This is a genomic window from Neisseria sp. HMSC061H08 (genome assembly GCF_001836795.1).
Taxonomy (GTDB): domain Bacteria; phylum Pseudomonadota; class Gammaproteobacteria; order Burkholderiales; family Neisseriaceae; genus Neisseria; species Neisseria subflava_A.
The window spans coordinates 112,532-135,395 of record NZ_KV830562.1; the positions used below are offsets into that span (position 1 = coordinate 112,532).

General features: G+C 47.5%; 25 protein-coding genes and 1 tRNA gene. 12 read left to right on the top strand and 14 right to left on the bottom strand.

Going from position 1 to position 22,864, the window contains the following annotated elements:
* Window positions 1-27 precede the first annotated feature (27 nt).
* The 5 genes from HMPREF2675_RS04550 to HMPREF2675_RS04570 all read right to left on the bottom strand — a co-directional run bounded on the left by HMPREF2675_RS04550 (window position 28) and on the right by HMPREF2675_RS04570 (window position 4,576).
* Window positions 28-1,038 (bottom strand): adenosine deaminase, encoded by a 1,011-nt coding sequence (locus HMPREF2675_RS04550; RefSeq protein WP_070814210.1) that lies wholly within the window; start codon window positions 1,036-1,038, stop codon window positions 28-30.
* Between the two features lie 77 nt (window positions 1,039-1,115).
* Window positions 1,116-1,895, bottom strand: a complete 780-nt coding sequence (locus HMPREF2675_RS04555; protein WP_070608885.1) for a ferredoxin--NADP reductase — start codon at window positions 1,893-1,895, stop codon at window positions 1,116-1,118.
* Window positions 1,896-1,993: 98 nt separating this feature from the next.
* Complete coding sequence (locus tag HMPREF2675_RS04560; protein WP_070814211.1) at window positions 1,994-2,449, bottom strand: META domain-containing protein; 456 nt, start codon at window positions 2,447-2,449, stop codon at window positions 1,994-1,996.
* A 33-nt stretch (window positions 2,450-2,482) separates the two neighbouring features.
* Window positions 2,483-3,352 carry a hypothetical protein gene (locus HMPREF2675_RS04565; RefSeq protein WP_141759950.1) on the bottom strand — a complete coding sequence of 290 codons (870 nt, stop codon included), beginning with the start codon at window positions 3,350-3,352 and terminating at the stop codon, window positions 2,483-2,485.
* Between the two features lie 66 nt (window positions 3,353-3,418).
* Window positions 3,419-4,576: a trans-sulfuration enzyme family protein gene (locus HMPREF2675_RS04570; protein WP_070814213.1), complete on the bottom strand. Its 1,158-nt coding sequence runs from the start codon at window positions 4,574-4,576 to the stop codon at window positions 3,419-3,421.
* Between the two features lie 178 nt (window positions 4,577-4,754).
* Between HMPREF2675_RS04570 and folE2 the strand changes: the two genes are divergently transcribed.
* Complete coding sequence (gene folE2, locus HMPREF2675_RS04575) at window positions 4,755-5,528, top strand: GTP cyclohydrolase FolE2 (protein ID WP_049335273.1); 774 nt, start codon at window positions 4,755-4,757, stop codon at window positions 5,526-5,528.
* Between the two features lie 217 nt (window positions 5,529-5,745).
* Window positions 5,746-7,551 (top strand): protein-disulfide reductase DsbD, encoded by a 1,806-nt coding sequence (gene dsbD / locus HMPREF2675_RS04580; RefSeq protein ID WP_070814214.1) that lies wholly within the window; start codon window positions 5,746-5,748, stop codon window positions 7,549-7,551.
* Window positions 7,552-7,613: 62 nt separating this feature from the next.
* Here dsbD and HMPREF2675_RS04585 read toward each other — a convergent pair whose 3' ends face one another.
* A complete protein-coding gene (locus tag HMPREF2675_RS04585; protein WP_003685514.1) occupies window positions 7,614-8,786 on the bottom strand; it encodes an alpha-hydroxy acid oxidase in 1,173 nt (390 codons plus the stop codon).
* A 360-nt stretch (window positions 8,787-9,146) separates the two neighbouring features.
* Between HMPREF2675_RS04585 and iscR the strand changes: the two genes are divergently transcribed.
* From iscR to iscA, 7 genes are all read left to right on the top strand, one after another.
* Complete coding sequence (gene iscR, locus HMPREF2675_RS04590) at window positions 9,147-9,593, top strand: Fe-S cluster assembly transcriptional regulator IscR (protein WP_070814215.1); 447 nt, start codon at window positions 9,147-9,149, stop codon at window positions 9,591-9,593.
* Window positions 9,594-9,644: 51 nt separating this feature from the next.
* The gene (locus HMPREF2675_RS04595; RefSeq protein ID WP_070814216.1) at window positions 9,645-10,859 is read left to right on the top strand and encodes an IscS subfamily cysteine desulfurase; all 1,215 of its coding nucleotides are present in this window, start codon (window positions 9,645-9,647) and stop codon (window positions 10,857-10,859) included.
* Window positions 10,860-10,901: 42 nt separating this feature from the next.
* Complete coding sequence (locus HMPREF2675_RS04600; protein ID WP_070814217.1) at window positions 10,902-11,294, top strand: hypothetical protein; 393 nt, start codon at window positions 10,902-10,904, stop codon at window positions 11,292-11,294.
* A gap of 110 nt (window positions 11,295-11,404) precedes the next feature.
* Entirely contained in the window at window positions 11,405-11,533 is a 129-nt protein-coding gene (locus HMPREF2675_RS11525) for a hypothetical protein (protein WP_283127793.1), read from the top strand.
* Between the two features lie 68 nt (window positions 11,534-11,601).
* Window positions 11,602-11,988: a Fe-S cluster assembly scaffold IscU gene (iscU, locus tag HMPREF2675_RS04605; protein WP_003674559.1), complete on the top strand. Its 387-nt coding sequence runs from the start codon at window positions 11,602-11,604 to the stop codon at window positions 11,986-11,988.
* A gap of 259 nt (window positions 11,989-12,247) precedes the next feature.
* Window positions 12,248-12,493, top strand: a complete 246-nt coding sequence (locus HMPREF2675_RS04610; protein WP_070814218.1) for a recombinase RecA — start codon at window positions 12,248-12,250, stop codon at window positions 12,491-12,493.
* Window positions 12,494-12,562: 69 nt separating this feature from the next.
* Window positions 12,563-12,883: an iron-sulfur cluster assembly protein IscA gene (iscA, locus tag HMPREF2675_RS04615; RefSeq protein ID WP_070814219.1), complete on the top strand. Its 321-nt coding sequence runs from the start codon at window positions 12,563-12,565 to the stop codon at window positions 12,881-12,883.
* On the opposite strand, the gene HMPREF2675_RS10905 is transcribed toward iscA, so the two are convergent.
* Window positions 12,843-13,064 carry an alternative ribosome-rescue factor A gene (locus tag HMPREF2675_RS10905; protein ID WP_083323878.1) on the bottom strand — a complete coding sequence of 74 codons (222 nt, stop codon included), beginning with the start codon at window positions 13,062-13,064 and terminating at the stop codon, window positions 12,843-12,845. The two genes, iscA and HMPREF2675_RS10905, sit on opposite strands and share 41 nt — an antisense overlap.
* An 87-nt stretch (window positions 13,065-13,151) precedes the next feature.
* Between HMPREF2675_RS10905 and hscB the strand changes: the two genes are divergently transcribed.
* Window positions 13,152-13,652 carry a Fe-S protein assembly co-chaperone HscB gene (hscB, locus tag HMPREF2675_RS04620; RefSeq protein WP_070814220.1) on the top strand — a complete coding sequence of 167 codons (501 nt, stop codon included), beginning with the start codon at window positions 13,152-13,154 and terminating at the stop codon, window positions 13,650-13,652.
* 108 nt (window positions 13,653-13,760) lie between these two features.
* On the opposite strand, the gene HMPREF2675_RS04625 is transcribed toward hscB, so the two are convergent.
* The 6 genes from HMPREF2675_RS04625 to HMPREF2675_RS04650 all read right to left on the bottom strand — a co-directional run bounded on the left by HMPREF2675_RS04625 (window position 13,761) and on the right by HMPREF2675_RS04650 (window position 19,000).
* Window positions 13,761-14,333 (bottom strand): 50S ribosomal protein L25/general stress protein Ctc, encoded by a 573-nt coding sequence (locus tag HMPREF2675_RS04625; protein ID WP_049349632.1) that lies wholly within the window; start codon window positions 14,331-14,333, stop codon window positions 13,761-13,763.
* Between the two features lie 65 nt (window positions 14,334-14,398).
* Entirely contained in the window at window positions 14,399-15,382 is a 984-nt protein-coding gene (locus HMPREF2675_RS04630) for a ribose-phosphate pyrophosphokinase (protein WP_141759952.1), read from the bottom strand.
* A 176-nt stretch (window positions 15,383-15,558) separates the two neighbouring features.
* Window positions 15,559-15,634: transfer RNA gene (locus HMPREF2675_RS04635), tRNA-Gln, on the bottom strand.
* 5 nt (window positions 15,635-15,639) lie between these two features.
* Complete coding sequence (gene ispE, locus HMPREF2675_RS04640; protein ID WP_070814222.1) at window positions 15,640-16,488, bottom strand: 4-(cytidine 5'-diphospho)-2-C-methyl-D-erythritol kinase; 849 nt, start codon at window positions 16,486-16,488, stop codon at window positions 15,640-15,642.
* Window positions 16,489-16,496: 8 nt separating this feature from the next.
* Window positions 16,497-17,081: a lipoprotein insertase outer membrane protein LolB gene (lolB, locus tag HMPREF2675_RS04645; RefSeq protein WP_070814223.1), complete on the bottom strand. Its 585-nt coding sequence runs from the start codon at window positions 17,079-17,081 to the stop codon at window positions 16,497-16,499.
* 56 nt (window positions 17,082-17,137) lie between these two features.
* The gene (locus HMPREF2675_RS04650; RefSeq protein WP_070814224.1) at window positions 17,138-19,000 is read right to left on the bottom strand and encodes a tetratricopeptide repeat protein; all 1,863 of its coding nucleotides are present in this window, start codon (window positions 18,998-19,000) and stop codon (window positions 17,138-17,140) included.
* A gap of 175 nt (window positions 19,001-19,175) precedes the next feature.
* Here HMPREF2675_RS04650 and HMPREF2675_RS04655 point away from each other — a divergent pair, with 175 nt between their 5' ends.
* Window positions 19,176-19,781, top strand: a complete 606-nt coding sequence (locus tag HMPREF2675_RS04655; RefSeq protein WP_070814225.1) for a CoA pyrophosphatase — start codon at window positions 19,176-19,178, stop codon at window positions 19,779-19,781.
* A 53-nt stretch (window positions 19,782-19,834) separates the two neighbouring features.
* Here HMPREF2675_RS04655 and cysG read toward each other — a convergent pair whose 3' ends face one another.
* A complete protein-coding gene (gene cysG / locus HMPREF2675_RS04660) occupies window positions 19,835-21,232 on the bottom strand; it encodes a siroheme synthase CysG (protein WP_070814226.1) in 1,398 nt (465 codons plus the stop codon).
* A 301-nt stretch (window positions 21,233-21,533) separates the two neighbouring features.
* Here cysG and aroA point away from each other — a divergent pair, with 301 nt between their 5' ends.
* A complete protein-coding gene (aroA, locus tag HMPREF2675_RS04665; RefSeq protein WP_070814227.1) occupies window positions 21,534-22,826 on the top strand; it encodes a 3-phosphoshikimate 1-carboxyvinyltransferase in 1,293 nt (430 codons plus the stop codon).
* Window positions 22,827-22,864: the final 38 nt, after the last annotated feature.

Below are 22,864 nucleotides of genomic sequence, written 5' to 3' on the forward strand. Positions count from 1 at the left end.
TCTGAAACTTTTTCAGACGGCCTTTTATCATGATTCAACATGAAAACCTTCAATCTTCCGTATCCATTCTTCCTTTTCCGCCTCGCTCAAAAACGAAGCGCGGAACGAATTGGCGCACAAGGTTTTGATTTCTTCCGCACTCAAATCCAATGCCTCGGCAAGCGCTTCAAAATTGCGGTTCATATAGCCGCCGAAATACGCCGGATCATCAGAATTGACGGTTACCAACACGCCGCGTTGCAACATACGGCGCAAATTGTGTTTTACCATCTCCGGAAATACTTTCAATTTCAAATTGCTCAACGGGCAAACGGTCAACGGCATTTGTTCTTTAATCAAACGCGCCATCAACGCCTCGTCTTCTTCCGCCCGTACGCCATGATCGATACGGCGGACATGCAGCAAGTCCAAAGCCTCGTAAACATATTCGGGCGGGCCTTCTTCTCCGGCATGCGCCACCGTCAACAAACCTTCCGCCCGCGCCTGCGCAAACACACGTTCAAACTTGGACGGCGGATGCCCCAGTTCGCTCGAATCTAAGCCTACGCCGATGATGTGTTCTTTATAAGGCAAAGCCTGATTTAAGGTTTCAAATGCGCTCTCTTCCGACAAATGACGCAGGAAACACATAATCAAACGCGTACTTATGCCCCATTGCTGCCCGGCTTCACGGCAGGCGCGGACAATGCCGTTAATCACGGTTTCAAACGCCACGCCCCGCGCAGTATGGGTTTGCGGATCGAAAAATATTTCCGTATGCACGACATTGTCTTCGCGGCAACGCTCAAGATACGCGCGGGTCAAATCGTAAAAATCCGCCTCGTGCAACAATACGCCGGCACCGGCATAATAAATATCCAAAAACGACTGCAAATTGTGAAAATCATAAGCCTGCCGTACCGCTTTGACATTTTCATAAGGAATCTCTATATGGTTGCGCTTGGCGATTTCAAACATCAACTCCGGTTCGAACGTCCCTTCGATATGGACGTGCAGCTCGGCTTTGGGCAAGGCTTGGATAAATTGTTTGATATTCATATTTTCTCTGATTTTCGGTTTATATTTAATATTGAAGGCCGTCTGAAACTTTCAGACGGCCTTTGACCATTTATCTATTAAAAACCATTTTCCATCATGATTTCGCCGGGGATGCGGTTGCGGTGCATGGCATAGCCCAAATCCATTAGGGCTTGGAAAGTGTCTTTGACCATTGCCGGATTGCCGCAAACCATAAAGCGCGTATCGGCCTTAGTGAACTTGAAGCCGACTTTTTCTTCCAAGCCGCCATTCTTCAGCAATTCGGGAATCCGTTTGCCACTCAATGCGCCTTCCGTTTCCTCACGCGTGGTAACCGGAACAAAAGTGAATTTATGGAAATATTCTTCAATCAGCGGATGCTCTTTCAAATCAGCAAGGCGCTGGTTGAAAATCAACTCGTCGGCGTAAGAGACGGAATGCGCCAAAACCAAACGATCGAAACGCTGCCAGATTTCAGGCTGCTCGATAATGGAGAGGAAAGGCGCAATGCCGGAACCCGTGCAGAGCATAACCAAATCCTTACCGTCGGGGAATCGCTCGGGCAAGAGGAAACCGGTAGCCGTTTTATCCAGCAAAATAGTATCGCCCTCTTTCATCGCGGCAAAACGCGCCGACATCGGGCCGCCTTCGATTAACACCGCGAAATACTCAAGCGTATCGGCGTATTCGGCAGACACGACAGAATACGCGCGCCAAATAAAGCCCTCACCGTCACGGAAACCAAGACGCGAAAACTGCCCTGCCGAAAAACGGTAGGACTCAGGGCGGCTGATGGCAAAAGTCATCAGCTTAGGCGTATGGTGTTTGATCCACAAGACTTTTTCTTCGGTAAACTTGGCTTCTGGAGAAGCTGCCATAATAGATTTCCTTGATATTCGGTATCAGTTTCAAATAGGGCTTATTATAAAGATTCAAAAGGCCGTCTGAAATATTTATTTTCAGACGGCCTTGAAGATTATTCACGGCGCAAACGGATACTGATGCCTTTTTGTTCCAAAATCAAATCGTTACCGTCAAAACGATAGTTCCAAATACCTTGCCGATGCAAAAACGCATCTTCCAGCTTCATGTCTTCACACAGCATTCTGGTTGCCGCGATAGGGCCAAAATCAACTTTATCCGCGCCGATTACATTCACTTGAAACATCATACCATTGCAACCCATATTGCCATGAGCCTTGGGCATTTCGCTGAAATCTAAATAAGCGTTTTTATCCGTCAATTCTTTTTCAGTGAATTTATTGAAAGCGACAACACGCCATTTAGCGGCTAAAGTAGGCATTTTCATTTGCTGTGATTCAGATGATTTGGCAGAAGAAATATGTGGTTGACTTGATAAAGGCTTATCGGCAGGCGTAGAGCAAGCAGCCAATACAAATGCACCAATCATTGCTGAAATAAGGGTTTTCATGACCCATCCTTTTTTAGAAATCTTCTTTATCGTCTAACTGTACACCAAACGGACAACGGCTTTTTTACTGTCCGCATCAAAAAATAGATATAACTCATCGCAACCATATTTCTGAAATTTATATCCGCTCAAATAGCCGACATAAGGAAAAACTTTTCCATCATCTCGTTTGGGTGTATCCACTAAATTACCGTACTCTTCTTGGAACATTTCATCAATATGGTCGAAACCTTCTTCCAACATACCCTCTGATAATCCGCCGGCATCCTCAATCAAATCTCTATCCAACCCATCCCCCTGACATTGTGAATCTGCGGTTTCCTTCAATGCAACCAATTTTTCCAAAGTATATTCGCTGTCCAGATCAATAGGTACATATCCCTGAAGGAATTTTCCATATTTCAGATACAAATTTTTGATGGCATTAAAACAAAGATGATTGATTCTATATACGTTTTCTAACTCTTCCTGCGTATCCTGCCGATAAATATGCGGCGTTTTATACCAAACTGCCTGATCAAAACTCATACCCTGTTTTTCCGCAATCTTTTGCGCTTGTTCCATTATTCTGGTTTTGATTTCAGACGGTATTTCCTTGTTTTCCAAAATAAAAAAACGCCAATCGCCATTAAAACGATATTTACCGTTCTCATCGACATCAAAACAAATACTGTCCTCAAAATTATAACGGTCATGAAATGCCGATGTATGCTCACCTACGCAACCCGAATGAATTTCCGCAGGCTGGACGAAATGTATCCAAAACTCTTCACTGTCAGGACGTATAAATTGAAGATTAAGCGAACAAATGGGTAAAAAATGTTTCGCATGACGCTCTATCTCTTCAGAAAAAACTTCTTCCGGAGAGGGGAATGGACGAATAAATTTTTCAGGGATATTCATCTTAATTACCATAATTTAAAGGCCGTCTGAAAAACTATCCACCTTCAGACGGCCTTTAAGCCTTATTTACAAACTCGTATCCAATGCTTTGGAAATATCGTTCCAAATATCGTCCACATCTTCAATACCGACAGAGAAACGCAGCAGGCCGACTTTGATGCCCATTTCCATTTTTACATCATGCGGTACGCCGCTGTGGGATTGGGAATAGCAATGGTTGACTAAACTTTCCACACCGCCGAGACTGGAAGCCATTTTGACCAGTTTCATGTTTTTAATCACGCTATTGGCCGCTTCACGCGTGTCATTTTTGAGATAAACCGTCACCACGCCGCCGATGCCTTTGGGCATTTGTGCTTGGGCGAGTTCGTAATGTTCGTGCGACGGCAGGCCGGGATAGAACACTTTTTCAATGGCAGGATGAGCTTCCAAACGGCGTGCGATTTCGAGCGCGTTTTGGCAATGGGCATTCATGCGCAGAGCCAGTGTTTTGATACCGCGCAACACCAGCCAGCAGTCCATCGGGCCTGCTATCGCGCCGGTATGCACCATCATGTCGTGCAAAGGCTGAGCCAGCTCTTTGGTTTTGGCAACGACTACGCCCATCAGTACGTCGGAATGACCGCACAAATATTTGGTAGCGGAATGGAACACAAAATCACAACCCATATCCAACGGCTGTTGCAGATACGGCGTGGCAAAGGTGTTATCGATGCCGACCAGCGCACCGGCTGCTTTGGCTTTCGCTGCGAGGGCTTTGATGTCTACCAAGCGCAAAAGCGGGTTGGACGGCGTTTCCAGCCAAACCAATTTGACATTGTGCGCTTTAAGCAGCTCGTCCAAATTATCCGGATTGCCCAAATCGGCAAAAACAACGTTCACACCCCATTTTTGATAAACATCGACCAATAAATCATAAGCACCGCCGTAAATATCGGCGACGGCGACAATGGTATCGCCCGGGCGCAGAAAAGTGCGCCATACGGCATCAATCCCCGCCATACCGCTGGAAAAGGCAAAGCCGGCCGCACCATGCTCCAGATCGGCAACAGTATCTTCCAATACCTGACGAGTCGGGTTGCTCAAGCGCGAGTAGCGGTAAGGCACATTTTCGCCAATCTCGTGCAACGCAAACATACTGTTTTGATAAATCGGCGGCATCAGCGCGCGGTTGTGTTCGTCGCAATCGTAGCTGGAATGAATGGCTTTCGTGGCGAATTTCATTGGGTCTCTGCCTATATAGATGTGAATAATCGAAGATTTTATCACTATCTGAAAAATAGAAACAATCAATGCAGGCGGATAAAGCAAGTGATATAATCTCGCATTTGCAAATCGGCCGACACGAGCCGATTCCCTCCACACGCATCTCAACAATCCTATCATGAAGGACATACCACGCATGAACGCCATTGCAGACGTGCAATCCAGCCGCGATTTACGCAACCTGCCGATTAATCAGGTCGGCATCAAAGACCTGCGCTTTCCAATCTCGCTCAAAAGCAAAGAAGGCGAACAATCCACCGTCGCCCGCCTGACCATGACGGTTTTCCTGCCTGCCGACCAAAAAGGCACGCATATGTCGCGCTTTGTCGCCCTGATGGAAAAACAAACCGATGCTTTGGATTTCGATACGCTGCACAAGCTGACCGCCGATATGGTTGCCCTGTTGGATTCGCATTCCGGCAAAATCAGCGTTTCCTTCCCGTTTTTCCGCAAGAAAAGTGCGCCCGTCTCCGGTATCCAATCGCTGCTGGACTATGATGTCACCCTGACCGGCGAAATCAAAAACGGCACATACAGCCACAATCTGAAAGTAATGGTTCCGGTTACTTCATTGTGTCCGTGTTCCAAAGAAATTTCCCAATACGGCGCGCACAACCAACGTTCGCATGTGACCGTCAGCCTGATTGCAAACTCGGATGTAGGCATTGAAGAAATCATCAATTACGTCGAAGCGCAAGCAAGCTGCCAGCTCTACGGTTTGCTCAAACGCCCTGACGAGAAGTATGTAACGGAAAAAGCATACGAAAATCCAAAGTTTGTCGAAGATATGGTTCGCGATGTGGCCACTGCGCTGATTGCCGACAAACGCATTGAATCGTTTGTTGTCGAAAGCGAAAACTTCGAATCGATACACAACCATTCTGCTTACGCTTATATCGCTTATCCTTAAAAGCCGAGCCGAATAGAAACAAAGGCCGTCTGAAAATTTCAGACGGCCTTTGGCATAGATTGAACGATAACATGAGACTATCGGTCATATATGAGCAACCCTATTTCGATATAATTCAAAAGCATTAGATTTCTCTCGCAATATTTGACATAAATTAAGCCGATTGTTTTTCCATCATTTATAATGACGGTTCCTCAACGGCATCTCCGTAGATACTATGAAAAAATTCCTTTATTTCCTCATTGCATTTTTAGGCTTGAGCAGCTTCGCATTTGCAGTAGATGCCAATGATTTGCTGCCTCCAGAGCAAGCCTTTGTGCCTCAAGTCAATGTAACCGATCAAGGCATCAGCGTGCAGTTCAAGATCGCTGACGGCTACTATATGTACCAGTCCAAAATCGTTGCAGCGACCAATCCTGACAAAGTCTTGGCCGAACCCAAATTCAGCAAAGGCGAAGAAAAAGAAGACGAATTCTTCGGCAAACAAACGGTTTACCACCATACCGCACAGGTTGACCTGCCTTACAAACAAGCCGCGCCGCAATACAAACTGACGCTGACTTATCAAGGTTGTGCCGAAGTGGGTGTGTGTTATCCGCCTGTGGACACCGAGTTTGACGTAAAAGGCAACGGGGTTTACCAGCCTCAAAGCGACGAGCCGGTTTCCGCCAAAGACCGCTTTTTGCAACCGTCCGCCTCTTCAGACGGCCAAATGCCCGCACAGCCCGCTACAAACAATCCCGATAGCAGCCGCTTCAAGCTCTCTTGGGATACTTTAAACGCCAACCTGTTGGCGTTTTTTGTCGCAGGTTTGGGCTTAAGCTTTACCGCCTGTATGTATCCGCTCCTGCCGATTGTTTCCAGCATTGTCGTGGGCGATAAAAAAGCCGGTAAAGGCCGCGCGTTCACCTTGTCTATGGTGTATGTACAAGGCTTGGCACTAACCTATACCTTGGTTGGCGTGATTGCTGGTTTGACCGGCGCGCTGTTGACCGTATGGCTGCAACAGCCGTGGGTTGTACTTGCTGCCGCCGCATTGATGGTGGTACTGGCGCTGTCCATGTTCGGCCTCTTCAATATCCAGCTGCCAAACTCCGTCCAATCCTATTTCCAAAACCAAAGTAACAAACTCTCCGGCGGCAAAATCATCTCCGTCTTCATCATGGGTATTTTGTCCGCTCTGATTGTCGGCCCGTGCGTTGCGCCTCCGCTGGCATTTGCTTTGGGCTATATCGGCCAGACCGGCGATGCCGTATTGGGTGGCCTTGCGCTCTATACATTAGCACTCGGCACCGGCGTACCGCTCATCATCATCGGCACATTCGGCGGCCATATCCTGCCTAAAGCAGGCGACTGGATGAACGGCATCAAATACGCATTCGGCTTCATCTTACTGGCCGTTGCCGTATACCTTGCCACACCGCATCTGCCTTACTTCGCAGTAGTCGGCCTCTACACCTTGCTGATGATTGTTCCCGCCCTTATGCTTTTGGCGAAATCCGGCAAACAAAAAGGCCGTCTGAAAACAGTTGCCGCCGTATTGGGCTTTTTACTGCTAATTGGCGGCTCATGGTTTGGCTGGCAAAGCTTCAATAAACAAACCACCGCCCTGCACCACTTCTTAACGTTGGTTCCGCCATCCGAAGCCGGACAAGAAACCGACCACGGCAAGATGTTTACCGATGTCGGCGAACTCAAAGCCGCTATGGATGCCGCTTTGAAAGCCGACCCAAGCAAGCCCGTGCTGATTGATTTCTACGCCGACTGGTGCGTATCCTGCAAAGAAATGGCCGCCTACACGCTCAACCAACCTCAGGTACACGAAGCAGTCGATATGCAGCGCTTCTTCCAAATCGACGTAACCGCCAACACTCCCGACCATCAGGCCTTATTGAAAGAATACGGCCTCTTCGGCCCTCCTGGTGTGTTTGTTGTCCGCGCCGACGGCAGTCATAGCGAAGCCTTATTAGGCTTTGTCAAACCCGATGCCTTCATCGAATGGTATCGCAAAAACGAGAAATAGCCGTCTATAAAAAAGGCCGTCTGAAAACAGTTTTTCAGACGGCCTTTTCTTATGTTCGACAATTAAAATTCATCTTGATGCCAACGCGTAGAACGCAAAATGCTGGAATCCACATCTTGAATATTGCGATGACCGGTAAACGCCATGGAAATATCCATTTCTTTATACAGGATTTCCAGCGCACGGGTTACGCCTTCTTCACCATACGCACCCAAACCATACAGGAACGCCCGGCCTATCATCGTACCTTTCGCACCCAAAGCCCAAGCCTTCAAAATATCCTGACCGCTGCGGATACCGCTATCCATCCAAACCTCGATGTCGCTGCCCACCGCACTGACCACATCAGGCAAAGCCTTAATGGCAGACACAGTATCGTCAAGCTGACGGCCGCCATGATTGGAAACGACCAATGCATCCGCGCCGCTTTTCGCTGCTTTTTCCGCGTCTTCAGGTTCCATAATGCCTTTGATAATCAGCTTGCCGCCCCACAAATCTTTAATGCGTGCCACATCGTCCCAGCTCAAGCGCGGGTCGAATTGTTCAGAAGTCCATGAAGACAACGAAGACAAATCGCCGACGTTTTTCGCATGACCGACGATATTGCGGAAGGTGCGGCGTTCCGTGTTCAACATTTTCATGCACCATTCCGGTTTGGTCGCCAAATTGATTAAATTGGCGATGGTCGGTTTCGGTGGCGCAGACAGACCGTTTTTAATGTCTTTGTGGCGTTGACCCAAAACTTGCAAATCGGCAGTCAAAACCAACGCCGAACATTTGGCATCTTTCGCACGCTTAATCAGGTTTTCCATAAACTCGCGGTCGCGCATCACATAAAGCTGAAACCAAAACGGCGCGCTGGTGTTTTCAGCCACATCTTCAATCGAGCAGATGGACATGGTTGAAAGCGTAAACGGAATACCAAATTTTTCCGCCGCACGCGCCGCCAAAATTTCACCGTCGGCGTGCGCCATGCCCGTGAAACCGGTCGGTGCAATCGCTACCGGCATTTTCACATCCTGACCGATCATTTTAGTCTCAAGGCTGCGTCCTTCCATATCAACCAATACTTTTTGACGAAAACGGATGTCTTTAAAATCCGAAGTATTTTCGCGATAAGTGGTTTCCGTCCAAGAGCCTGAGTCAATATAGTCATAAAACATACGTGGCATTTTACGTTTGGCAACAAGGCGCAAGTCTTCGATACAGGTTATTTTGCTTAAATCAGATTTCATGGTCGATTGCCTCTGTTAAGGTAAAGATGGATGATTCAAGGCCGTCTGAACATTTCAAACACCTCATTATTTTACTCCATTAAAACAACTAAATTTTAAGAATAATTTTGATAATCTATATCACTATCAATATTAAATCAAAACATTTTAACCCTGATATTCGTAGGGTTGATAGCCTTTTTTCAGACGGCCTTAAATCCAATTTACAGAAAAATAAAGAAAATATTTTCCGATTTAAAAATCAGCCAATGCCACCATTTAAACAAACAATCAAACCGAGCAGCCACATACTTGACTGAAACACTCAGATATTAGACAATCCCCTCACTAATAAAAACGCCCCACACAGGCAACCACACCATGAGACTGACTACCAAAGGGCGATTTGCAGTAACCGCCATGATAGATTTGGCGATGAACGCGCAAACCGGCGCTGTCAAACTCAGTGCCATCAGCGAACGACAAAGCATATCGCTTTCCTACCTCGAACAATTATTCAGCAAACTGCGCCGTGCCGGATTGGTTGAAAGCCTACGCGGCCCCGGTGGAGGCTACATCCTTGCCGCTCCCGCCGAGCAAATCAATATTGCACAAATCATCTCCGCAGCCGAAGACCGACTGGATGCCACGCAGTGCGGCAGCAAAGCAAACTGCAACCACGGCGCCCCCTGCCTGACCCACGACCTTTGGGAAAACTTAAACAAAACCATCAATGATTACCTCAGCGGCGTTACGCTGCAAAACATCATTGAACAAAAAAACTGCAGCGACAGCAGTCATGTCGTTACCTTTACACACATTCATTAAACCGACTTGCGGCAAAGACCGCAGGCAGATGACCAAACGAAAGAGCAAACCATGACCGTCAAAACCCCCGTATACCTTGACTACGCCGCCACTACTCCCATCGACCGCCGCGTTGCCGAAAAAATGATTCCCTACCTGTCCGATATTTTCGGCAACCCAGCCTCCAATAGCCACAGCTTCGGTTGGGAAGCAGAAGAAGCCGTAGAAAAAGCACGTGCAGACATTGCCGCCCTGATTAACGCCGACTCTAAAGAAATCGTTTTCACCAGCGGCGCATCCGAGTCCAACAACCTCGCCATCAAAGGCGCGGCACACTTCTACAAATCCAAAGGCAACCACCTCATCACCGTAAAAACGGAGCACAAAGCCGTGCTCGACACCATGCGCGAACTCGAACGCCAAGGTTATGAAGTGACTTATCTGGACGTACAAGAAAACGGTTTGGTTGATTTAGACGTACTGAAAGCCGCCATCCGCGAAGACACCATCCTGGTTTCCGTGATGTGGGTGAACAACGAAATCGGCGTGGTGCAAGACATTCCCGCCATCGGTGAAATCTGCCGCGAACGCAAAATCATTTTCCACGTTGACGCAGCACAAGCATGCGGCAAAGTGCCTGTCGATGTTGAAGCCGCCAAAGTTGATTTGCTGTCTATGTCCGGCCACAAAGTATACGGCCCTAAAGGCATCGGCGCCCTGTATGTACGCCGCAAACCACGCGTCCGCCTCGAAGCCCAAATGCACGGTGGCGGCCACGAACGTGGTTTCCGTTCCGGCACATTGCCGACCCATCAAATCGTCGGTATGGGCGAAGCCTTCCGCATTGCCAAAGAAGAATTGGCACAAGACACTGCGCACTACTTGAAACTGCGCGATATCTTCCTCAAAGGTATCGAAGGCATCGAAGAAGTCTACATCAACGGCGACCTCGAACACCGTGCTCCAAACAACCTGAACGTCAGCTTCAACTTCGTCGAAGGCGAAAGCCTGATTATGGCGGTGAAAGAACTCGCCGTATCCAGCGGCTCCGCCTGTACTTCTGCAAGCCTTGAGCCAAGCTACGTTTTACGCGCACTCGGCCGCAACGACGAATTGGCACATTCATCCCTGCGCATCACCTTCGGTCGCATGACCACCGAAGAAGAAGTCCAATTTGCCGCCGAACTGATTAAATCTAAAATCGGCAAACTGCGCGAACTGTCCCCGCTGTGGGAAATGTTTAAAGAGGGTATCGATTTGAACTCGATTGAATGGGCGGCGCATTAAGAGCAGCCTGCACTCAAAAAACCATCACAAAAGGAGCAAATTATGCTGGGTTGGTGGATAAGCGTTTTCAGCGATGCAGACAGGCAAGAGCCACATCTCATTGCCTCGTGGGAGTGCGGCGTTTCTGGTGTGGACTGGCTGGATGAGCTTTGCAAAGAAGGTCGAGCCGCACAGACCGAAAACAAAGGCGGCTATCCCGATGTGTACCAAACGCAGGTGCGGCACGTCTTCCCGTGGCTGCTAGATGGTAAAATCTCGCCACAGGATGATGCGCCGAATGGAAACTTCACACCTGTTTTTATGGAAGATGACAAGGGCAAAACCGTGCTGATGAAGTCGTACGGCTATCGCTCTTTGAAACTGCACCATCCTGAATTGCTGCGCACATTGCCACTCGAAGCGGTTTTGACGATACAGGTATTTGATTTGAGCTAAAGCATCCGTTTTCAGCAACCTACCTATAAATAAAAAAGGTCGTCTGAAAATCCCCAAAGACCTTTTCAGACGACCTAAAAGCCACCACATTAAAATCAAGGATACAACCCATGAACGAACAAGAAATCGACCTCGACAATCTCGACAACCTGCTCGAAGATTTTGACGACATTACCGTAGAAGGCGGCGTTGATTCAGAGAATGATGACGGCTGCGAAGGCGGCGCATGCAAAATCTAAACTTCAGGCCGTCTGAATATTCGTAAACAAACCATTTACACCATTAAAAACACAAAGGAAACCACATCATGGCATACAGCGATAAAGTAATCGACCACTACGAAAACCCCCGCAACGTCGGCACTTTCGACAAAAACGACGAATCTGTCGGTACCGGCATGGTCGGTGCTCCGGCCTGCGGTGACGTAATGCGTCTGCAAATCAAAGTAAACGATGAGGGTATTATCGAAGATGCAAAATTCAAAACTTACGGTTGCGGTTCTGCCATCGCTTCTTCCAGCCTGATCACCGAGTGGGTCAAAGGCAAAAGCCTTGACGATGCACTGGCAATCAAAAACAGCGAAATCGCCGAAGAGTTGGAATTGCCGCCCGTGAAAATCCACTGCTCCATCTTGGCTGAAGATGCAGTAAAAGCAGCCGTTGCCGACTATCGCAAACGTCAGGAAAACAAATAACCTGATTCAGCGAACCTTTGTCGGCAGATGCTCCCAAGATTCCTGGCGAGTCTTCGAGAAAAGCAAATCTGGTGGTTTATTCCTCTCTTCTTTTGTGGGGCAAAACCAAGTATGCAGAAACTTAATCGTTTTGAAGTTGCTACCAAGTTTGGGACTACCTGCCAATCTATCCCCTCTCCCCGCGGGAGAGGGTTAGGGAGAGGGCAATAAGCTGTTGCTTATATTCAGTCGTTACACCTGCAAAATCAAAGAAGACGATATGCCTTTTACTAATGAAGAAGTCCAATCCCTGCTTGCTGTCAAAGGCATAGGTAAAACCATATTGCAGCGTTTGCAGCAAATAGGTTTGGATGATGTTGCTACACTGGCGGCGGCAGATTTGGACGATGTTTTGGAACAGGGCGCACGATTGACCGGCTCGACCTGTTGGAAAAACAGTCCGCAGGCTAAAGCTGCCATTGCCGCCGCAATAGAGTGGGCAAAACAGCGTTTTCAGACGGCCTGATAATCAAGATGCCGTCTGAAATAAAAAAGCAGGCAAAACAGAAAATGATTGCGAAATGAGGAAAAAAGCATGATTACCATCACAGAAAATGCAGCCAAACACATCAACGGCTACTTGACCAAGCGCGGAAAAGGCTTGGGTGTGCGCTTGGGAGTAAAAACCAGCGGCTGCTCAGGCATGGCATACAACCTTGAATTTGTCGATGAAGTGAACAAGGATGACCTGATTTTTGAAGAACACGGCGCGCGCGTTTATATCGATCCGAAAAGCTTGGTTTATCTAGACGGCACGCAAGTCGATTACACTAAAGAAGGTTTGCAGGAAGGTTTCAAATTTGAAAACCCAAACGTCAAAGACTCTTGCGGCTGTGGCGAGAGCTTCCACGTTTAAGATAAAAAAGTGGCGGGACAGTATCAAAACCGTCCCGCCATTTTTTCGCTTCCTGTCTGTTGTAGCCACCTTTGCCTTTTCTTTTCCGTTCCACTTTGTGTCGGAACAAATCAGATTTGACTAAGGCTTTTAAGGCATTGTCTCGTATCTTGCCTTTATTGTGTTGCACCTTACCGGTCATATTGTTTTCCTTTCGTATAAACAGTTAAACAGTGTTTGGATTATATCGTAAAATGATCCTCTTCTTTAGATTTTTTCCTTTAATATCATGTCTCAATACTTCAACCTCTTCCAGCTTGAGCCATCTTTCAATATTGATACCGAAGCACTCGAACAGACCTATCGAGCTTTAGCTGCCCAATTTCATCCCGATAAATTTGCTTCTGCTTCAGCTTTTGAGCAGAAACAAGCCGTTATGATGTCTTCTACAATTAATGACGCCTACCGCACATTAAAAAGTCCTATTGATCGGGCTGCTTATCTCTTGAAAAGCCAAAATATCGATGCTGATGCACCTGAACACACTTCGTTTTCACCAGAATTCCTCATGCAGCAGATGGAATGGCGGGAAACATTGATGGATGCACAAATGGAACAAAACCATGATGCCATCCGGGCACTGGATCAAGAAATTCAAGAAGTTCAAAGCAACCTATATCAAGATTTGCAACAAGCATTTGAACAGCAGGATTATGAATCAGCCGCACAATGGGTACGGCATGGACGCTTTCTTAATAAACTTCGCAATGAAATTGCTTCAATCTTATAAAGTGCATATGCTGCTGCACTTGCCTAAGTTTTATAGCAAATGATTTTATATGCAAAACAAAAACCGTATCAGATTTATCTGATACGGTTTTCTTATATTAACTACCTATTAGCGTTTTTTACCGGTAACAGTAGCAACAGCCAGGTTTTCGTTACGTTTCAGAGAAACGCTTTCAACACCTTCCGGCAGTTTGATGTCTGACAAGTGCAGAATGTCGCCGGCAACTACTGATGTACAATCCAGCTCCAAGAAAGCAGGAATGTTTGCAGGCAAAGCAATTACTTCAACAGAAGTGTTCAACAGAGATACGCGGCCACCTTGCAGTTTAACAGCTTGAGAGTTTTCAGCGTTAACAATGTGCAGAGGAACGCGGATACGTACAGGTTGATCGGCTTTCACAGCTTGGAAGTCGATGTGTTGAACTTCGCGACGGAATGGGTGCATTTGGAAGTCACGCACGATAACGTCTTTGGTTTCACCGTTCAGAGACAGTTTAATCAAAGCGGTATGGAAAGATTCTTTTTCCAATGCGTAGAATACAGTTTTGTGGTCTACAGCGATAGCAACAGGCTCTTGACCTTCACCGTACAGAATGCCAGGAATTTGGCCTTCGCGACGCAGGCGGCGGCTCGCACCAGTGCCTTGGGCTTCGCGTACAGAGGCTTGAATTTCGTAAGTCATGTTTAATACTCCAATTTAGATAAAATCGTCGTCATCGGCCGCGACCAGCTTAAGACGACATGGGGTTATGGCAGCAACATGCTGCCTGTCATCACTTCTTCATTAAAAAGATATGAGACGGATTCTTCATTGCTGATACGGCGTACCGTTTCAGCCAGCAAACCGGCAATAGTTACTTGACGGATGCGTTCACATTTTTTAGCTGCTTCAGATAACGGAATCGTATCTGTCACAACTACTTGGTCAATTTCAGAAGAAGCAATTCGATTCACTGCTTCACCGGAGAATACTGCATGGCTAGCGTATGCCAGTACACGATCTGCACCGCGCTCTTTCAGGGCAACAGCTGCTTTACACAAAGTATTTGCCGTATCGATCATATCATCTACGATCAAGCAAGTACGGCCTTGAATGTCACCGATAATATTCATTACTTCAGCCACGTTGGCTTTAGGACGGCGTTTATCGATAATGGCCAAATCAGCATTTAAAGATTTAGCAACAGCGCGCGCGCGCACAACACCACCGATATCGGGGCTGACGACGGTCAAATTATCAATGCGTTGCTGTTTAATATCGTTCAATAAAATCGGGGTGGCGTAAATATTATCTACCGGAATATCGAAGAAACCTTGAATTTGGTCGGCATGCAAGTCAACAGTCAATACGCGGTCGATACCTGCTGAGTACAACATATTCGCTACCAATTTAGCAGAAATCGGTACACGAACAGAGCGAGGACGACGATCCTGACGCGCATAGCCAAAGTAAGGAATTGCGGCAGTAATACGACCTGCAGAAGCACGTTTGAGTGCATCGGCCATAGTCAAAATTTCCATCAGGTTGTCATTGGTTGGGGCGCAGGTAGGTTGCAAAATAAACACATCGCGACCACGCACATTTTCCAGCAATTCAATGGCTACTTCGCCATCAGAGAATTTGGAAACAGTGGCTTCACCGAGTGAAATATCCAAATGTTTGACAACACGTTGCGCCAATTCCGGATTTGCATTACCGGTAAACACCATTAAACTGTCATAAGCAGCCATATCTTCACCTGATTCTAGATTTGATTTACGCTCAGAAAACATTACGCTTCCCTCTGCCCCATGTCTAAGACACTAATTATGCGATTATACTCGTAAAAACGGGTAAAAAAAAGTTTTTCAGCGTTATTTTGCTCTTAGCGTAAAAAAGCGTGTAAGAAAACTTACACGCTTTTATTTGGCTGGGGAGGAAGGATTCGAACCTTCGCATGCTGGAATCAAAATCCAGTGTCTTAACCGCTTGACGACTCCCCAACTTACTAAATCATATGAAACAGCGGATGAATATCTAATCCTTCCACACAATAAGCTTCATATGATTGAGAAACCTGTTGGTAAATTGTATTTGCTTCTTGATGAGATTCGCATGCCATAAATAAGCATGCCCCGGAACCGGTCATTAAGGCATGACCATATTGGGATAACTCAACATAAGCCTTCCAAACTTCAGGATATTCCTGAAATACAACCGCCTGCATATCATTTTGAAACGGCTGTAATGATTGGAAAGTCGGCATTATGCTGGGTTTGGAATCCCGTGTCAAGCCTTCATGTGCAAAAATTTTAGCGGTTGCCACATGGACGGGAGGCTTAACGATAACATACCATTGTTTAGGAACATCTATTTCAGCCAGTTTCTCACCCACGCCTTTGGCAAAAGCACTTCTGCCAAAAATAAAAAAAGGAACATCCGCACCAAGACTTACGCCTAAATCAATCAGTTGCTGCCTGCTCAAACCACATCGCCACCATTGGTTTAAAACCATTAAAACTGTGGCCGCATCAGAGCTGCCGCCGCCCAATCCGCCGCCGGTAGGAATTACTTTATCCAACCAGATTTCGACGCCGTGCGCTACGCTTGCATATGGCAGCAATAATTTAGCCGCCCGATAAGTCAAGTCCTGTTCAGGATCAAGCCCTTCGACCGGCGTATGCAGAATAATCTGCCCATCAGTACGCATTTTCAGATGAACGGTATCGTATAAGCCGATCAAACAGAAAATACTTTCCAAGTTATGATAACCATCACTCCTGCGGCCGGTAATCCTCAAATCCAAATTTAATTTGGCCGGCGCAGGAAAGGCTTGGATTTCCTCTGAAACAGACATAGCATCCTCTATTTGCGTGCTGCGCATCGGGTTTGTCCATTCTTATCCAAAGAGTGATTTACTGTATCAAACACCAAGCGGATATTAAACTTGGCATTCTCAAGTTGAAGTGTTTTGGGCTGTCCTGAACTATTTAAAGTGCGCGATATTGTCCAGTCAAACTGCTCCAGACGGCCATCAGGCAAGATTTTGTATGGCGCATTGGCAACACGTTTACCATCAGCCCAAATATGCAGATATTGAACCGGCAAAGCAAAGCCCAAAAGCTGTCTGCTCAATTCCTCAGCCGTTTCCGCCTGATAAACCTTACCCTTACTGTCTACTGCCAATACACCTTCACTATCTTGACACAGCTGGCCAACGGTATTGCCTAATGGTGTATTCACATCAATGGTTTGAACCGCGTTCTGATAAGTCCAGTCAAAATTAGCATAAGAGCCTTTTCCTTCCACTTTGACAGCCAATCGACCGTCTGCGCTAAAATCCTGCACCTGCTCTGCTGCTTGCCAACTGTTTTGCTGGGGTAAGTTTGGCTGTGCACAGGCAGCTAAAAGCAATAAGGCTGCAACCGATGATAATTGTTTTACATTCATGGATATCCCTTCATAGGCCGTCTGAAATCAAACGCTTTTCAGACGGCCTTTTGGTTTTATTTGTGTTTTTGAGTATGCGGTTTGCTGGACGTTATACCAAATTTGGACATTGTCTCTTTTAATACTCGGAGATTGTTTCCGCGTTTCAAGCCGTCATTCCAGATTTCTTTGGCCTTCTCTTGATCGCCAAGCGTCCATAGGACTTCGCCCAAATGCGCGGCGACTTCGGCTTCAGGTTCTTTTTCATAGGCATATTGAATATATGGAAGCGCCATTTGCGCATCGCCTTTGAGATAATACGCCCAGCCTATACTGTCATTAATTGCTGCGCTTTCCGGATCCATTTGATAGGCCGTCTGAACCATTTTGAAAGCCTCGTCCAAATCCTTGCCGTTGGACAGCAAGGTATAGCCCAAAGCATTCCAACCATGCGGATTATCCGGATACAGCTCTACCACTCGACGCAAATCGGCAATCGCCTTGGCTGGCTGATTCAGCTTCTCATAAACCATCGAACGCTGATACAACACATTGGCAAGCAGCTCGGGAGAAGCTTGGGTTTTCAAGGATTTTTCGGTGGAATTTACCAAGCTGTTCAAAGCGTTCAACGATTCTTGAAGATTGGTATTTTTAGACAATACAAACAAAGCCGTATTCAGCAAATCACCGGCTTCAAAATAACGTCCTCTTTGCTCGGGCATTTTTTGTGCACGTTGCACCAAAGCCCAAGCCTCTTTATGGTTGCCCTGTTTGGCCTCGATGGAAGCAGCCAAAATGGTCTTATCAAATGTATAAGCCGTAGCCGTTACCTTGTCCAACCATTGTTTGGCTTTGGCAAAATCCTCGGCATCATTATAAGAAACCGCACCAATCAACGCCGCACGGCTGCGCTGCTCCTCCGTACCGGCTTTATAAGCCTTTTCCAGATAGCTGTTGACTGCAGAAATATTTTCCGTTTTGCTGGCTGACAATAAGGCGGCCTGAATATACAAATCAGGGTTGGGATTTTCTTCCAACAAAGTCTGCAAACGCTTAAAAGCCTTATCATTTTGGCCATGAGCGATCAAATTGGCGATGTCCAACTCCTGCCAAATCGGAGATAAGGTTTTAGTATCTGTATCTTTGAAGAAACCGTCCAAAATATCAGGATGCCGTTGCGCCATCAGCCGCAACGTGACAAAAGTCGGCGGCAGAATTTCGTTGTCCAACTTGGCCAATCGCTGCAATGCGGCAATGGCTTGTTTCTTTTGACCGTCTTTTGCACTAAAAATTGCATCTGCAATCGCCGCTTCAGGGAAGTCTTTATAATTCAATGCTGTTTTATGTACTTGCTTGACCGCATCGCTGGTCAGATTCGGCTGTTGGGCAGCGGTTTGCGCCAAAAGCAGGAACACGCGCTTTTGCTCGTCTTCACTACCGCCGGCAATCACCTTGTCCAATCCGCTCAAATTCTTATCGGCTTTGCCCAGCAGCAAATTGCGCAACCAAGTCATACGCTTTTGTGTTTCACCAGGCTCCGGCTCGATTTCTCGCCATTTTTGGTAAATGGCTTCAGCCTGTTCAAAGGCATTTAAAGAAACCGCCATCTCCAAAGCGCGTTCGGCCACTTCGGGAGATTTGGTGCGATGCAACGTCAAAATATAAGTAAACAGTGCAGAGGCGGCATCACCCTTTTGCAGAGCCAGTTCTGAATTTAACAAAGTGAAAACCTGCGAGGTGCGGTTTTGTATACCCAACAGACGTATCCGCTCCTGCTCGCGCTCTTCGGGAGAAAAACGGTCGGCACGGCTTTTCTTTTTGATAATCTTAGCCGATTCAAAAACTGCATTTGAATCGCTGGGCGCGGCAAAAGTTTGTGTAGCAAACAACATCATTACAGCCGCAGCTGCCACTCGAATACGGGATGGGGAAAACAACATAACTATCCTTTTTGAGAACCTGCCGGCATTTTCAGACGGCCTAAGCACTTGCAAATCAGACGCAAAGCTTTATTTATCATTCAGGCATAACTGTAACACACGCACCCTATTTTGTTGACACGGTAACCGTAAACCTTGTGTAATCCTCATCTGCATAAAACGATCAGCGCCAAAAATGAATACCGACCAACTTATCCATTTCCTAACTCAAGCTTCACACTTCAGCAGCCGTATGCAAGCAGAGCGCAATCAATTAGTTAGCGCCCAAACGGTCAAAGAAGCAGCCGTTTTGGTCGGTATTGTCTTGCATGAAGGAGCGTGGCAGATTTTACTGACCAAAAGGGCCGAAACCTTAAGGCAGCACACAGGGCAAATCGCCTTTGCCGGCGGCCGCAAAGATGCCCAAGACGACAGCCTAACGGCAACGGCGTTAAGAGAAGCTTATGAAGAAACCGCCATTCCGATTACCGCATGGCAGACTTTTACGCCGCTACCCTTTTATGACACGCCTTCCGGCTATCGTGTTACGCCTGTTCCGGCAATTTGCACCCAGCCCGTCAACCCTAAAGCCAATCCCGATGAAGTAGCTGAAATTTTTTATCTGCCTTTGGATTTCGCCTTAAACCTGCAAAACTACACATTCCGTCATCTTCATCACAACAATCAAACCCTCGCCCTCCCCGCCCTGCCTTTCCAACACTATGACATTTGGGGTCTGACAGCAATCATCCTATATGGACTGGCAGAACGTTATCAGCAATATTGCCAAGCTTTTAAATAAGGCAAGGCCGTCTGAAAACCAATATTCAGACGGCCTGATTTGATCAATCCTCTTTACGCAGCTTCTTCATAGCATTCGACAAATTCCCCAAACCATTTCATCTCATCGCGCAGGGCAACCACTTCGCCAATTACCATTAAAGCCGGACGCTCTGCTTCGGCAGCCAGCAAGCCCAAATCTTTCAGACGGCCTGTCCGCACGGTTTGATTCGGTAAAGTCCCATTGGAAATCACAGCGACGGGTGTAGAAGGCTGCCTGCCATAAGCCATCAACTTTTCCGCAATCTCAGCCGCTTTAAGCGTACCCATATAGATTACCAACGTTTGGCGGCTTAAAGCCAAAGTCTGCCAATCAGGCTGATTGCCCTCGTGTTTGCTGTGGCCAGTTACAAATAAAGCACTTTGGGCGCAATCGCGATGGGTTAACGGAATACCGGCATAAGCAGTAGCTCCAAGTGCAGCAGTAATGCCCGGCACAATGCGGTAGGCAATTCCGGCCTGATGCAGGGTTTGTACTTCCTCCCCGCCACGCCCGAACACAAAAGGATCGCCGCCTTTCAACCTTACCACGCGCTCGCCTTTTTGAGCGTGCTCAACCAATAGACGGTTGGTTTCTTCCTGCTGGACATGGTGCGCACCGGCGCGTTTACCCACGCTGATTTTCACCGCATCTTTGCGTACCATCGCCAAAATTTCATCCGACACCAAAGCATCGTAAAACACGGTATCCGCAGCCTGAATCGCCTGCAAAGCATGTATGGTCAGCAAGCCCGGATCTCCCGGCCCTGCCCCCACCAAAACCACTTCGCCGCCAAACGGCGTTTCCCGGTTTAACTGCGTGATCAATTCACGTTCCGCCGCCTCGATATTGTTTTGAGCTGCAAAAATACTGAAACGGCTGTCGAACAACTTCTCCCAAAAATAACGGCGTTGTTCGACATTATTCAGCGCTTGCTTAACCTTTGTGCGCCATTTGCCGGCAATACGCGCCATCGTGCCCGTATGCAGCGGAATCAATGTCTCAATAATCTGCCGCCATTTACGCGCCAATACAGGCGCAGTACCGCCGCTGGATATGGCGATCTTCAACGGTCCCCTATCCACCACGGCAGGTACGATAAACGAACACAAGTCCGCCGTATCCACCGTATTACACAATTTTGCCCGTCGTTCCGCCGCTTCAAAAACACGGTGGTTAAACACGTCGTCATCCGTCGCCGCAATAACAAAATACACCTCGTCCAACATGGCTTCTTCAAACAAGCCGCCCAGCCAAACTATTTTCCCTTCAGCCGCCCATTGCTGAAACTGCGGATTCAGAGTTTCCGCAACAACGCGTACGCGCGCTCCGGCAGACAACAGGCTTTCCGCCTTGCGTTCGGCAACCTTGCCTGCGCCTACCAGTAAAACAGGACGGTCTCTCAAATCGGCAAACAAAGGATAATGGCTCATGGTCGTGCTCTTACTTTATCAATGATTGTCCGCCGATATTAAAGGCCGTCTGAAAAAATAGGAAAGAATGGTTTCTGATTTTCTTATGGTGTTTAGTTATATACCTGCCACAACAAAATAAGTTATAGCGGCAAACACAAAACAGGAGCAGAAAATTTCAAAATAAATGATTGAAAAATTGTGTAACGATATAAAAATTCATTTTTTTCACAAATAAATTGCGCCCTCTTCATTTTTCAGACGGCCTTTGCCTGCGTATAATATCGGTCTAATTTACAATTCAAACGAGCTTAGTCCAGCCATGACCGAATCCATCCGCCTGCCCGCTTCTACACTCAAGCCTTCGACCGTTGCCCTGCCCGGTTCCAAAAGCATCAGCAACCGCACGCTGCTCTTGGCGGCACTCTCCGACAACGTTTGCGAAATCCATTCTTTGCTCAAATCCGACGACACCGACCGAATGCTTGAAGCACTCGACAAACTCGGTGTTCAAATTGAATCTTTACCTGAAGGTCGTCTGAAAGTTCATGGCACCGGCGGCCGCTTTCCCAACCAAACCGCCGATTTGTTTTTAGGCAACGCTGGTACGGCATTCCGTCCTTTGACTGCCGCGCTTGCCGTTTTGGGTGGCGACTATCATCTGCATGGCGTACCGCGTATGCACGAACGCCCTATCGGCGATTTGGTGGATGCGCTGCGGATTGCAGGCGCGGACGTACAATATCTGGGCAATGAAAACTATCCTCCGCTTCAGATCGGCAAACACCAAGACAACGACGAGCGCGTTATTCCGATTAAAGGCAATGTTTCCAGCCAATTCCTGACCGCCCTGCTGATGGCTTTGCCCCTGACCGGACAAGCATTTGAAATCCACATGGTAGGCGAGTTGATTTCCAAACCTTATATCGACATCACGCTCAAGCTGATGGCGCAGTTCGGTGTGAACATCATCAATGAAGACTACCGTGTATTTAAAATCCCGGCCGGTGCCAAATATCATGCGCCCGAACATTTATATGTAGAAGGCGATGCCTCCAGCGCGTCTTATTTCTTGGGCGCAGGCCTGATTGCGGGTACACCCATCCGCGTAACCGGTATCGGCGCACACAGCATTCAAGGCGACGTTGCCTTCGCCCGCGAACTGGAGAAAATCGGTGCGGATGTCATTTGGGGCGAAAATTTTGTAGAAATTTCCCGTCCTGCCGAGCGCAAGATTCAGGCTTTTGATTTGGATGCCAACCATATCCCTGACGCGGCCATGACTCTGGCTATCGTCGCACTGGCCACCAAACAGCCCTGCGCCCTGCGCAATATCGGCTCATGGCGCGTCAAAGAAACCGACCGCATCGCCGCCATGGCAACCGAACTGCGCAAACTGGGTGCAGAAGTCGTTGAAGAAGCCGAGGCCATTCATATTACGCCGCCCGAAACACTTACCCCCGATGCCGTCATCGATACTTACGACGACCACCGTATGGCCATGTGTTTCTCTCTGGCTTCGCTTTTGGGCGTCCCCGTCATCATCAACGACCCGAAATGTACGCATAAAACTTTCCCCGACTATTTCCAAGTTTTTGCATCATTGACCAACTGATTGATTATTCAACGTTTCAGACGGCCTGTTGCATACAA

Excerpts from the sequence above, each read along its gene's own strand:
- HMPREF2675_RS04550 (WP_070814210.1), bottom strand. The coding sequence starts at position 1,038 with ATGAATATCAAACAATTTATCCAAGCCTTGCCCAAAGCCGAGCTGCAC.
- HMPREF2675_RS04555 (WP_070608885.1), bottom strand. The coding sequence starts at position 1,895 with ATGGCAGCTTCTCCAGAAGCCAAGTTTACCGAAGAAAAAGTCTTGTGG.
- HMPREF2675_RS04560 (WP_070814211.1), bottom strand. The coding sequence starts at position 2,449 with ATGAAAACCCTTATTTCAGCAATGATTGGTGCATTTGTATTGGCTGCT.
- HMPREF2675_RS04565 (WP_141759950.1), bottom strand. The coding sequence starts at position 3,352 with ATGAATATCCCTGAAAAATTTATTCGTCCATTCCCCTCTCCGGAAGAA.
- HMPREF2675_RS04570 (WP_070814213.1), bottom strand. The coding sequence starts at position 4,576 with ATGAAATTCGCCACGAAAGCCATTCATTCCAGCTACGATTGCGACGAA.
- folE2 (WP_049335273.1), top strand. The coding sequence starts at position 4,755 with ATGAACGCCATTGCAGACGTGCAATCCAGCCGCGATTTACGCAACCTG.
- dsbD (WP_070814214.1), top strand. The coding sequence starts at position 5,746 with ATGAAAAAATTCCTTTATTTCCTCATTGCATTTTTAGGCTTGAGCAGC.
- HMPREF2675_RS04585 (WP_003685514.1), bottom strand. The coding sequence starts at position 8,786 with ATGAAATCTGATTTAAGCAAAATAACCTGTATCGAAGACTTGCGCCTT.
- iscR (WP_070814215.1), top strand. The coding sequence starts at position 9,147 with ATGAGACTGACTACCAAAGGGCGATTTGCAGTAACCGCCATGATAGAT.
- HMPREF2675_RS04595 (WP_070814216.1), top strand. The coding sequence starts at position 9,645 with ATGACCGTCAAAACCCCCGTATACCTTGACTACGCCGCCACTACTCCC.
- HMPREF2675_RS04600 (WP_070814217.1), top strand. The coding sequence starts at position 10,902 with ATGCTGGGTTGGTGGATAAGCGTTTTCAGCGATGCAGACAGGCAAGAG.
- HMPREF2675_RS11525 (WP_283127793.1), top strand. The coding sequence starts at position 11,405 with ATGAACGAACAAGAAATCGACCTCGACAATCTCGACAACCTGCTCGAA.
- iscU (WP_003674559.1), top strand. The coding sequence starts at position 11,602 with ATGGCATACAGCGATAAAGTAATCGACCACTACGAAAACCCCCGCAAC.
- HMPREF2675_RS04610 (WP_070814218.1), top strand. The coding sequence starts at position 12,248 with ATGCCTTTTACTAATGAAGAAGTCCAATCCCTGCTTGCTGTCAAAGGC.
- iscA (WP_070814219.1), top strand. The coding sequence starts at position 12,563 with ATGATTACCATCACAGAAAATGCAGCCAAACACATCAACGGCTACTTG.
- HMPREF2675_RS10905 (WP_083323878.1), bottom strand. The coding sequence starts at position 13,064 with ATGACCGGTAAGGTGCAACACAATAAAGGCAAGATACGAGACAATGCC.
- hscB (WP_070814220.1), top strand. The coding sequence starts at position 13,152 with ATGTCTCAATACTTCAACCTCTTCCAGCTTGAGCCATCTTTCAATATT.
- HMPREF2675_RS04625 (WP_049349632.1), bottom strand. The coding sequence starts at position 14,333 with ATGACTTACGAAATTCAAGCCTCTGTACGCGAAGCCCAAGGCACTGGT.
- HMPREF2675_RS04630 (WP_141759952.1), bottom strand. The coding sequence starts at position 15,382 with ATGGCTGCTTATGACAGTTTAATGGTGTTTACCGGTAATGCAAATCCG.
- ispE (WP_070814222.1), bottom strand. The coding sequence starts at position 16,488 with ATGTCTGTTTCAGAGGAAATCCAAGCCTTTCCTGCGCCGGCCAAATTA.
- lolB (WP_070814223.1), bottom strand. The coding sequence starts at position 17,081 with ATGAATGTAAAACAATTATCATCGGTTGCAGCCTTATTGCTTTTAGCT.
- HMPREF2675_RS04650 (WP_070814224.1), bottom strand. The coding sequence starts at position 19,000 with ATGTTGTTTTCCCCATCCCGTATTCGAGTGGCAGCTGCGGCTGTAATG.
- HMPREF2675_RS04655 (WP_070814225.1), top strand. The coding sequence starts at position 19,176 with ATGAATACCGACCAACTTATCCATTTCCTAACTCAAGCTTCACACTTC.
- cysG (WP_070814226.1), bottom strand. The coding sequence starts at position 21,232 with ATGAGCCATTATCCTTTGTTTGCCGATTTGAGAGACCGTCCTGTTTTA.
- aroA (WP_070814227.1), top strand. The coding sequence starts at position 21,534 with ATGACCGAATCCATCCGCCTGCCCGCTTCTACACTCAAGCCTTCGACC.